General features: G+C 63.5%; 9 protein-coding genes and 2 pseudogenes. 7 read left to right on the forward strand and 4 right to left on the reverse strand.

The features are described 5' to 3' along the window. The 4 genes and pseudogenes from EN742_RS14820 to EN742_RS14835 all read left to right on the forward strand — a co-directional run. Nucleotides 1-500 (forward strand): annotated as a pseudogene (locus EN742_RS14820) (FAD binding domain-containing protein); the annotation flags it as partial. Then, nucleotides 500-976: a (2Fe-2S)-binding protein gene (locus EN742_RS14825; protein WP_126056097.1), complete on the forward strand. Its 477-nt coding sequence runs from the start codon at nt 500-502 to the stop codon at nt 974-976. The pseudogene EN742_RS14820 and the gene EN742_RS14825, both read left to right, overlap by 1 nt. A gap of 1 nt (nt 977) precedes the next feature. Continuing rightward, nucleotides 978-3,242: a xanthine dehydrogenase family protein molybdopterin-binding subunit gene (locus tag EN742_RS14830; RefSeq protein WP_127405795.1), complete on the forward strand. Its 2,265-nt coding sequence runs from the start codon at nt 978-980 to the stop codon at nt 3,240-3,242. 65 nt (nt 3,243-3,307) lie between these two features. Beyond that, the gene (locus tag EN742_RS14835; protein WP_127399912.1) at nt 3,308-3,553 is read left to right on the forward strand and encodes a MoaD/ThiS family protein; all 246 of its coding nucleotides are present in this window, start codon (nt 3,308-3,310) and stop codon (nt 3,551-3,553) included. Nucleotides 3,554-3,680: 127 nt separating this feature from the next. On the opposite strand, the gene EN742_RS14840 is transcribed toward EN742_RS14835, so the two are convergent. The 4 genes from EN742_RS14840 to EN742_RS14855 form a co-directional block, all read right to left on the reverse strand. Further along, nucleotides 3,681-4,271, reverse strand: coding sequence for a hypothetical protein (locus EN742_RS14840; protein ID WP_128332961.1), 591 nt, complete (start codon nt 4,269-4,271; stop codon nt 3,681-3,683). Between the two features lie 129 nt (nt 4,272-4,400). Then, nucleotides 4,401-4,676, reverse strand: coding sequence for a helix-turn-helix domain-containing protein (locus EN742_RS14845; protein WP_348628235.1), 276 nt, complete (start codon nt 4,674-4,676; stop codon nt 4,401-4,403). A 448-nt stretch (nt 4,677-5,124) separates the two neighbouring features. Beyond that, entirely contained in the window at nt 5,125-5,583 is a 459-nt protein-coding gene (locus EN742_RS14850) for a DOPA 4,5-dioxygenase family protein (RefSeq protein WP_126059199.1), read from the reverse strand. 146 nt (nt 5,584-5,729) lie between these two features. After that, nucleotides 5,730-6,710, reverse strand: a complete 981-nt coding sequence (locus EN742_RS14855; RefSeq protein ID WP_189375328.1) for an EamA family transporter — start codon at nt 6,708-6,710, stop codon at nt 5,730-5,732. 310 nt (nt 6,711-7,020) lie between these two features. On the opposite strand from EN742_RS14855, the gene EN742_RS14860 reads away from it, so the two are divergent. From EN742_RS14860 to EN742_RS14870, 3 genes and pseudogenes are all read left to right on the forward strand, one after another. After that, entirely contained in the window at nt 7,021-7,380 is a 360-nt protein-coding gene (locus EN742_RS14860; RefSeq protein ID WP_126056094.1) for a hypothetical protein, read from the forward strand. 132 nt (nt 7,381-7,512) lie between these two features. After that, complete coding sequence (locus EN742_RS14865; RefSeq protein ID WP_189375331.1) at nt 7,513-8,367, forward strand: alpha-1,2-fucosyltransferase; 855 nt, start codon at nt 7,513-7,515, stop codon at nt 8,365-8,367. 10 nt (nt 8,368-8,377) lie between these two features. Next, a pseudogene (locus EN742_RS14870) lies at nt 8,378-8,623 on the forward strand (hypothetical protein); the annotation flags it as partial.

The raw sequence follows: 8,623 nt of genomic DNA on the forward strand, positions 1-8,623 counted from the left end.
TGCCGGCGCTGGTAGCCGCCGGCGCCAGGGCAGTCGTTGCCGGATCTTCGGGCAAGCGCACGATTGCCGTGGAGGCGGTGCCGACCGGTCCGGGCCGGACCTCGCTCGCCAAGGGCGAGATCATCGAGGCGATCCTGCTCGACAAACGTGCGCCGCATTCGGGCGATGCCTATCTGCGCTTCATTCCGCGCACCGAGATGGACATCGCCGTGGTCAGCGCCGGCGTGAACCTGACGCTCGACGAGCAGGGCGTGGTCAAGGCGGCCCGCGTGGCGCTGGGTGCCGCGGCGCCGACGGTGCTGCTGGTGGACGAGGCCGCCGAGGCCCTCATCGGCAGGACGCTCGACGAAGCAGCGCTCGAGCGGCTGGCCAAGGTCTGCTCCGGCGCCTGCCGTCCCATCGACGACAAGCGGGGCACCATCGAGTTCAGACGGAAAGTTGCGGGTGTGCTGGCCAGGAGAGCCGCCACGACCGCCTATCAGCGCGCAGGAGGCAAGTGATGGCCGGTGTAGCAGTCTCAACGACAATCAACGGCGATCACGTCGAATATCTTTGCCAGCCGGACGAGACCCTGCTCGACGTGCTGCGCGACCGGCTCGGGCTGACCGGCGCCAAGGAAGGCTGCGGCACCGGCGACTGCGGCGCCTGCAGCATCATCCTCGACGACCGGCTGGTCTGCTCCTGCCTGGTGCTTGGCGCCGAGGCTGAAGGCCGGCGCGTCGAGACCGTCGAGGGCATGGCGCATGGCGAGAAACTGCATCCGCTGCAGCAGAAATTCCTCGAGCACGCCGCGCTTCAGTGCGGAATCTGCACGCCGGGTTTTTTGATCGCGGCGAAGGACCTTTTGGCAAAGAACCCCGACCCGACCGAGGAGGAAATCCGCTTCGGCCTCGCCGGAAACCTCTGCCGCTGCACCGGCTATGACAAGATCGTGCGCGCCGTCCAGGACGCGGCGAACGTGATGAAGGGAGCCTGAGATGAATTTCGATCCGCGGTACTCGGGACGCAATTTCTCTTCCGTCGGCACGCGCCCTATTCGCCCCGACGGCGTCGACAAGGTGACCGGCCGCGCCCGCTATGGCGCCGACTTCAACATGGCCGGCCAGCTGGTCGGGCGCGTGCTGCGCAGCCCACACGCCCATGCGATCATCAGGAAGATCGACACCTCGAAGGCCGAAAAACTCGCCGGCGTGAAGGCGGTGGTCACCGCGGCCGACCTGCCAGACCTTACCGATGGCGATACCGCTATGTACGACATCCTCGACAATTGCATGGCGCGCACCAAGTCGCTCTATGACGGCCATGCGGTGGCCGCGGTCGCCGCCGTCGATGCCCGCACCGCCAGGCAGGCGCTGAAGCTGATCGAGGTCGACTACGAGGTGTTGCCGCATGTGACCGATGTCGACGAGGCGATGAAGCACACCGCACCGCTCGTCAACGACGCCACCTTCACCGAGGGCCTCGAGGAAAAGCCGGCAAAGCCGTCCAACGTCACCAAGCGCAGCCAGTTTGGCCATGGCGACGTCCATCAGGGTTTCGGCCAGGCCGACTTCATCGTCGAGCGCTCGTTCAAGACCGAGCAGACGCACCAGGGCTATATCGAGCCGCATGCCTGCGTGGCGAGCGTCAGCACCGACGGCACAGCCGAGCTGTGGGTCTGCACGCAGGGCCACTTCGTCTACCGCCAGCACTGCGCGCAACTGCTTGGCATCGAAGCCTCGAAGCTGCGCGTCACCTCCTCCGAGATCGGCGGCGGCTTCGGCGGCAAGACCCATGTCTGGGCCGAACCGGTGGCGCTGGCGCTGTCGCGCAAGGCCGGACGGCCGGTGAAGCTGGTGATGACCCGCGACGAGGTGTTCCGCGCCTCGGGCCCGACCAGCGCCACCTCGATCGACGTCAAGATCGGCGCCCGCAAGGACGGCACCATCACCGCCGCCGAAGCGACGCTGCGCTACACGAGCGGCCCCTATGCCGGGACGTGGGCCGAGATCGGCGCCATGACCGCCTTCGCCTGCTACAAGCTTGAGAACGTCAAGACCGTCGGCTACGAAGTACTGGTCAACCGGCCGAAGACCGCCGCCTATCGCGCGCCCTCGGCACCCATGGCGGCCTTCGCGGTGGAAAGCGCCGTCGATGAGCTGGCCAAGGAGATCGGCATCGACCCGGTCGACTTCCGCATCAAGAATGCGGCTCAGGAAGGGACACGCTCCTCCTACGGCCCGGTCTACGGCCCGATCGGCATCGGCCCGACACTGGAGGCGGCGAAGAACCATCCGCACATGAAGGCGCCGTTGGCGAAGAACCAGGGCAGGGGCATGGCCTGCGGCTTCTGGTTCAACTTCGGCGGCCAGACCTGCACCGACCTGAACATCGGCATGGACGGCTCGGTCTCGCTGGCCGTCGGCACGGTCGACGTCGGTGGTTCACGGGCCTCGTTGTCACTGGTGGCGGCGGAGGAGCTCGGCATCGACTATTCGCAAGTCAAGGCGATCGTCGCCGACACGTCCTCCCTCGGTTACAACGACATGACCGACGGCAGCCGCGGCACCTTCTCCTCCTCCATGGCGACCATCTCGGCCGCCCGCAACGCGATCAAGATCCTGCGCGAGCGCGCCGCGCAGATGTGGGACATCTCGGTCGATGACGTCGCCTGGGAACAGGGCCACGCGGTCGCCAAGGGCGAGAAGCACGGCAATCTCGGCACACTGTCGCTGAAGGAGATCGCCGCCGATTCCGGCAAGACCGGCGGACCGATCGCCGGCCACAGCGAGCTGGTCGCCGACGGCGCCGGCGTGTCCTTCGCCACCCATATCTGCGACATCGAGGTCGATCCCGACACCGGCGCCACCAGGGTGATCCGCTACACCGTGGTGCAGGATGCCGGCAAGGCGGTGCACCCGACCTATGTCGAGGGCCAGTACCAGGGTGGTGCCGCGCAAGGCATCGGCTGGGCGCTCAACGAGGAGTATATCTACGGCAAGGACGGGCGCCTGCAGAACCCCGGCTTTCTCGACTACCGCATCCCGGTTTGCTCGGACCTGCCGATGATCGACACGCAGATCCTTGAGATCCCCAACCCCAACCACCCCTATGGGGTACGCGGCGTCGGCGAGACCTCGATCGTGCCGCCGCTGGCGGCGATCGCCAATGCGGTCTCGAACGCCGCCGGCGTGCGCATGACGCACATCCCGATGTCGCCGCCGCGGATCCTGGCGGCGATCGAGGCGGAACGGGAAGGCTAGAGCAATGCCGAAAAGCGCTAAGCGGTTTTCGACTTACGCCACGGTCCAATGAGGTTCTGGCGCTGATGGTCGAAGTGACGCTCTGGGGATCGCTTGGCGCGCTCGCCGGAGGCCAGAGTAAGGTCGAGGTCGAGGCCAAGGACATCAGGGAGCTGTTCCGGAAACTTTCGGAACAGTATCCCGCCTTCGAGCCGCTGATCGATCGCGGCATCGCTGTCGCGATCGACGGCACGATCTATCGGGATACGTGGTCGAAGGAATTGCCTGAGGGGGCGGAGATTTTTCTGCTGCCAAGACTGGCGGGGGGATAGGCCGGCAGCCGACCGCCCCCGCATGGCCAGTCGATCCGGCTCGCCACGAGGCCTTGCTCCTGCTTTCACAGATTTCGCGCGAGTTAGATCCGGTGCTGGTCGTCGCCTCGACCCAGCTTTCACGTCCCTATAGGCCCGCAAGGGCCTGAGCGGTAAGCAGCCGAGCGACCAAACGGTACTGCTCTACGAGGAAATCCTCATTGGTGAACCACTCGGCATAGGGCGCCATGCGAACGCCCTGCGCTTCAGCATCCTTGATTTGGCTGGCGCCGGCGAACATGAGCCGTTTGCCGTCCGATGAACGAACCATCTCAGCGCTGACGGTCATCGCAATGCCTCGCCCATCGCCGACTGGTACGCTCAATGCGTTGTAGACATTGATCTTCAGCTTGGCGGAGGCGCCCGATGCCGCGTCTGTTACGCGATATCCCTTGCTAATAAGGTCTTCCTTCGCCTGACTCTCGATGAGCTCGCGGAGATTTGTGCGCGTGTCCACGATCTCTTGAAGACGAGAAGTAGCCTCTGATACCGTGGCGGGCACTTTCCCAGAACTTGCATTTGCCTCACTTGAATTTGGCGCAAAGACAGAGGCTTTCGACATCTGCACAGGCTCCACGTAGACGGAGCCCATGGAGGCCTTGCTCTGCGGGTCAATGGAGGACGAGACGCAAGCGGTAAGAGCAACCGCTGCAAAGACAACAAGACTGCGGCGAAGCACTGGAATCTCCAAATTTTCAAAGTCGATTCGCCATACTACGGAACCGGCAATTCGGGGAGTACCGCACACGTTGCGACAAACTGGTCGTTTAGCGCGGACTGCGATCCGGACCGATCGGAACTGCGAGCCTCAGCGATAATTTTGGTGCTTTGGGCCCGACGCTTGTGGTGTCACTGACAAGTCGCCTGCGGCGCAGCGCAGGCCGCCCCGTCTGCCGTGAGCGAGCGCGCGAACAGAATTTGGAGCCTCTCCAAAATGCTCGCGGAAGGTTTTTGAAAAATGCGAAGGAGACTCAAAGCCGCAGGCAACGGCGATCTCCAGGATCCGCAGTTCGGTCGAATCCGGCAGCTGCGGCGAAGCGCCCTCTTCGGTAGCTCGCGACAACTTTCGCCGGCGTCCACTCAAGGCCGCGCCATGCGATCCAAAGCAAGACGGCTTGACCGGCGAAGCCGACGACGATCGAAGTAACAGCTATCCCCGAGATGATATCGGAATCCATGTTCGCGAGCCCCCGCTTCGCTTAATTTACGAGTTGAAGTATTGGCCTGACTCACGTGTGAGTCGAGGGCCAACATCTATCTCAAATGGACTAAGCCGAAAGGGGTATATTGAGACCGGCGAAGCAGTCTAAAGAAATTCCAGAAAGCGCAGCGGCTTTTCGTCCGGAATTGCGTCAAGACAAATGCGCAAAACGGGTCGGCGATTCCGCCAAGAGCTGCAAGGCTGTAGCCAAGCGTGCTACGATTGCGCCTGCTGCGTCTTGATGATGCGACGTCGCCAGCTTAAGCGCCAAGCCAACCAGCCCGGCGATCCTGTTCAACCAGGACCTGCCCTCTGTCGGACTGACGCCGCCCTAGGCCCCCAGCGTCGGCTCCGTATTCACCTCCAGTGCCTCCTCCGCCTCATCTTCGTCCCCAAGCACCTCGCCGTTCACACCCAGCGGCCGGCCGATCCAGATCGGGTCGATCAGATGGTCGCGCTTGGGGTTGGTGGTGTTGGGGTGGATGAGAATGCTCAGGCCGCCGTGGTTCAACATCAGCCATGGCACCAGCGTAGCAAAGAGCGCGTTGGCGAACGAGACCTGGTACATCGCCTGCTGATGCGGGCCGACCGGCTCGTCGCGCCAGTTGCCGAGGCGCACGCGGAAACGTTCTGCGATGCGAAGCCGCAGCCATTCGGCATGCTGCCGCTCAGGCTGCCCGGCGTAGTAGATATGGGCGTGATAGCTGGCGATCTCCGCGAGTGTTCTTGGACTGGCTTTTTCGTTCACCGGATGCTCCCCTTCGATTGATGTCGCGCCCCATCGCCGCATCATATCGATGACGCAGGGATTGTGGAATCTCCGGCCGCTCGAAGGGTCGCAAATGGCGGCGCCCGCTCCGTCTCGGCTTCGCCGAGCCAGCCCGCTCCCGAAGGGGCCAGGAGCCTAAGCTTATCGAAGCGCAATTGCGGACGGCTTCATGCTTTTCCCGGGATGGGCTTGACCACCGTGGCGAGCACGATGCCGGCCACGATGAAGGCAGCACCAACCAGGTCGTAGTCATGCAGGTTCTCGCCGAGCAGCAGATAGGCCAGTATCGCGACGAACACCGTCTGCAGGTAGAGCAGCATGCTCGCGCGGCTGGCGCCGAGCGTCTCCACGCTTCGGTTGTAGAGATAGTACATCAGCGCGCCGCCCGGACCCGCCAGATAGGCGAGCGCGAGCAGACCATTGATGGTCATTGCCGAGCGTTCGTCGTTGAACAGTTCCCACAGATGGAAGGGCAGGGCGACCAGCGCGCCGGCGCCAAGCAGCAGAACCACCAGCGGTAGCAGCTCGAGGCCGAATTTGGAACGGCGCAGCAGCACGGTGTAGAGACCCCAGCAGAACGCGCTGCCGACGATCCACAATTCGCCGGGATTGAACCGGAGCTGAAGCAGCGCCGTCAGGTTGCCGTGCGCGACGATGACCATCATCCCGGCAAGCGCCGCCAGCGCGCCGAGCGACTTCCAGAGCCCGAGCGGCTCGCCAAGCACAAAACGGGCGAGCACCATCGTCATGACCGGCGACAGCGCCATGATGATGCCGGCCGTTGTGGCGTCGGTGTCGTTGAGGCCGTGGTAGATCATGCCCTGGCAAAGCGTCAGGCCGATCGCGCCGACGACGACGATCTCCACCGCGCGGGTTTTGAGCAGCGTGATCATCGCGCCGTGATGGCGGTGCACGATCGGCAGCAGGATGGCTGAGGCGAGCGCAAGCCGCCAGAAGCAGAGGCCCCAGGGCGGCATTTCCGGCGCCACCCATTTGGCCGCGATGTAGACGCCGGCCGAAAGCAGCCAGCACAGCACGGCGGCCGGATAGCCGGTCAAGGACGATAGAGTCGGGGAGGATCCGGTCGAGGAGGATATCGTCCCGACGGCGGGCTGATCTCCTGGATGGGATATCGGTATTGCCAGCATGCCATGTCTCCCGTTGAAGAAACGTCAGCCAAAGCCGGCAATATATCACTGCCTTTGAATGTTACATCTCACAAGAATAGTCATGCGTAGGAGGCGCAATCTTTCCAGGCCCGAGCCGCCGGTAATGTCGCGCCCAGCCTGCCGGCAATGCGCGCCCAGCCCGATCACGATGCTCGCTTATCTCAGCCGCAAGTTCTGAGCCGGGCGACCAACGACGATAACCCTGTTTCTCGCTGCCTCGTCCAAGCCCGCGCCTTGTGGAAGCAAGCGATCTGTGGTTTCTCCGCGATGCTTTAGGAAAGGCTTGTGGATGAGAATTGCAGTGCTTGTCGTGCTGGCGGCGACTTTGGCCGGGTGTGTGACCTCTCCGGTCGACTATGAAACGTCGCTTTCGCAGCAGGACCCGAAATGGGCGTCGCCGGAATGCCAGAAAGCCCGCATGGATGCCTCGAACTACGCCGCTCGCGAAAAGGAGCACCCCGGCTGGGGCTTCGGCGTCCTGCTTGGCCCGTACAGCATGGGGCTGGTGGCGGCCATCAAGGAGCACGAGCAGAAGCAGCGAAAGCTGTTCGCCCGCGAGGTGCACTTGAACTGCTCGAGCCTGCCGCTGCCGAAGGACCTGGAGAGCGATTCCCGGGACGCGATCGCAGTTCAGACAAAATATCCCTAGACTGCACTGGGCCCCGATACGCGACGACAAGCACGGCTTGCGTATCAGACGATCCTCACGCGATTATTCCAGCGCACAATGCCGGGATCGCGATCGACAGGCTCGATCCGGTGCCGGCTTCAAGGGGGTTCGATGCGGCGTGTACCGATCGTCATGCGGCCGCTTGGCGGCATGGGAAACAGGATGTTCCAGTACATGTTCAGCCATGTGCTGGCCGGGCGCATTCCCGGCGGCTATGTCTGCAACGCCGATCTGCCGGAATGGTCCATCGCCAAGCTGCGGCCGCCTCTTGTGTGGAGATACCGGGCGCTTCGGGTAGAAGGCTATCATCGCTACGATCTCGACACGATCGCTGCCGCGTTCCGTGAGAAACGCGCGCGGAGCATCCTGTTCAAGGGCTTCGCACAGAGGTTGGGCTATTACGATCGAATGGAGGTTTCCGGGTTTTTCGACGGGCGTGCAGTCGATGCGCCGACCTATGGCGACGAATTCCTCGTCATCCATGTGCGGGCCGGCGATATACTCGACGGCTCCCACCGCAACTACTGCCCGATGCCGTTCGCCTTCTTCGAGACCCTTAGCCGGGACAGTGGCCGCAAGCCGGTCTTCGTCGGCCAGGTCCATGACGACAATGATTATTGCCGGCGCCTGCGCCAGCGCTTTCCCGATGCCGCCTTCGCGCCGAAGGCATCGCCGTTGACTGATTTCGAGACGCTGCGCCGGGCAAGCCATGTCGTCGCGTCGGTAGGCAGCTTTGCCTGGCTGGCCTGCTGGCTGTCGTCGGCGCGCACGATCCACCTGCCGGTGGCCGGCATCCTGGATCCGGCGATCAGGCCGGACATCGACCTGCTTCCGCCTGGCGACGCACGCTACCGCTTTCATAAGTTGGACATCGGCGACTGGACAGCGTCCGCCGAGCAGCTCGCGGCCTTCTATGGCGATGCGATCAAGTTTCGGCAGATCGAACTTCGGCAATTGGCACGATGAAAGAGTTGCGATGAGATTTCCGCTTTCGGTCGACAGGCCCGTGATCTGCGCGATCATGAAGCTGGAGCAACCCTATGTGATCGAATGGACCGCGTGGCACAAGCTGCACGGTTTCGATCTGATGATCGCCGACAATTGCGTCGCCGGGCCGCAGACGGCGGTGCTTTCGGCGTTGCGCGACGCCGGCTGGATCGAGCTGGTCGACTGGCGGCACGATCGGCTGCAGCCGCAGCGGCGGGCCTATTCGCACCTCTAC

The organism is Mesorhizobium sp. M4A.F.Ca.ET.020.02.1.1 (genome assembly GCF_004022645.1).
Lineage (GTDB): Bacteria > Pseudomonadota > Alphaproteobacteria > Rhizobiales > Rhizobiaceae > Mesorhizobium.

Excerpts from the sequence above, each read along its gene's own strand:
- EN742_RS14825 (WP_126056097.1), top strand. The coding sequence starts at position 500 with ATGGCCGGTGTAGCAGTCTCAACGACAATCAACGGCGATCACGTCGAA.
- EN742_RS14830 (WP_127405795.1), top strand. The coding sequence starts at position 978 with ATGAATTTCGATCCGCGGTACTCGGGACGCAATTTCTCTTCCGTCGGC.
- EN742_RS14835 (WP_127399912.1), top strand. The coding sequence starts at position 3,308 with ATGGTCGAAGTGACGCTCTGGGGATCGCTTGGCGCGCTCGCCGGAGGC.
- EN742_RS14850 (WP_126059199.1), bottom strand. The coding sequence starts at position 5,583 with ATGCGGCGATGGGGCGCGACATCAATCGAAGGGGAGCATCCGGTGAAC.
- EN742_RS14855 (WP_189375328.1), bottom strand. The coding sequence starts at position 6,710 with ATGCTGGCAATACCGATATCCCATCCAGGAGATCAGCCCGCCGTCGGG.
- EN742_RS14860 (WP_126056094.1), top strand. The coding sequence starts at position 7,021 with ATGAGAATTGCAGTGCTTGTCGTGCTGGCGGCGACTTTGGCCGGGTGT.
- EN742_RS14865 (WP_189375331.1), top strand. The coding sequence starts at position 7,513 with ATGCGGCGTGTACCGATCGTCATGCGGCCGCTTGGCGGCATGGGAAAC.